Annotated in this window: 1 tRNA gene and 1 rRNA gene; both read right to left on the bottom strand. The window is 48.8% G+C overall.

Annotated features, from left to right (window positions below):
• Window positions 1–263: 263 nt before the first annotated feature.
• A tRNA-Glu gene (locus PGR09_RS24510) sits at window positions 264–339 on the bottom strand.
• A gap of 85 nt (window positions 340–424) precedes the next feature.
• Window positions 425–494, bottom strand: a 16S ribosomal RNA gene (locus PGR09_RS24505); the annotation flags it as partial.

The following is a 494-nucleotide window of genomic DNA, read 5'->3' as shown; positions in this document are numbered from 1 at the left end:
TTTCGCAGATTAGCACGTCCTTCATCGCCTCTGACTGCCAGGGCATCCACCGTGTACGCTTAGTCGCTTAACCTCACAACCCGAAGATGTTTCGTAAAACATTTTCGTGTCGCGAAAATTTGAGAGACTCGAACACACATTAACTGTGTGTCGTTTCAATTTTCAGCTTGATCCAGATTTTTAAAGAGCAAATATCTCAAACGTCACCCGAAGATGAGTTTTGAGATATGTCGGCGCGCGTCTTTCACTCACGAACCAGCAAGTGGCGTCCCCTAGGGGATTCGAACCCCTGTTACCGCCGTGAAAGGGCGGTGTCCTGGGCCTCTAGACGAAGGGGACACTGAAGTCTCAATCGCAAGACGCCTTGCTTCTTTACTTTCATCAGACAATCTGTGTGAGCACTACAAAGGCAGGTTCTTTAAGGTAAGGAGGTGATCCAACCGCAGGTTCCCCTACGGTTACCTTGTTACGACTTCACCCCAGTCATGAATCAC

Source organism: Klebsiella sp. 141251 (genome assembly GCF_050600725.1).
In the GTDB taxonomy this organism is placed as follows: Bacteria; Pseudomonadota; Gammaproteobacteria; order Enterobacterales; family Enterobacteriaceae; genus Klebsiella; species Klebsiella aerogenes.
The sequence above is the reverse complement of the archived record's forward strand: the minus strand, read 5'-3'. Positions and strand labels throughout refer to the sequence as shown.